Source organism: Bradyrhizobium sp. WSM4874 (genome assembly GCF_055811835.1).
This window is the reverse complement of record NZ_JBVVPR010000194.1, coordinates 1-572: the sequence shown is the minus strand read 5'-3', so window position 1 is coordinate 572 and position 572 is coordinate 1. Positions and strand designations below refer to the sequence as shown.

General features: G+C 61.2%; 1 protein-coding gene. It reads right to left on the bottom strand.

Features of this window, described 5'->3' with window-relative positions; all coding sequences use genetic code 11:
* Positions 1-533: transposase family protein (locus AC0L3P_RS40000; protein ID WP_473309462.1), on the bottom strand; the 533-nt coding region annotated here is incomplete at its 3' end.
* Between the last annotated feature and the right edge of the window lie 39 nt (positions 534-572).

Genomic DNA, 572 nt, shown 5'->3' with positions numbered 1-572 from the left:
AAATCGCACACGATCGTCCCGTATCGATGGTTTCTCCGGAACGCCCAGTCATCGATGCCCACAACAAGCAATGGATCTGTCGGCATCGCCGTCCGCCGGCGGACCACCCGCAGCAAGGTATCGTTGCTGACAGGCAGCATGAGCCGCTTGGCGAAGCTTGCTGCCGGCCGGCCGCCGAGCGCCAACCCCAGGTGATGGACGATGTGTTCGAGCCGTGCCGTCCGACGCCGTCGAAGCGGAACGACGTCTTCTCCGAACCGCTCCGCGAAGATCCGCCGGCGGCAATGCGGCACCTCACATGTGAAGCGCCGCGTGAGCAATCGGAGGCGCACCTTTCTGCCCGCTGACGGCAAATCAGCCACGTGCCGGATGTAACGGCTATGGATTCGGCGCGACGCTGTCGCGCACAAAGGGCATTGGGCCTCCGCAGCCACTGACCGAACAGCCAGAATAACCGAATCCATTGAGTCACTTACATCATCAAACACCAAACCACTCGGTACTAGCGATGAGATTTGAAAGCCCGTCCGCATGGCGCTGATTCTCCGTTTGAGAACCACAGTCGCCCGGCA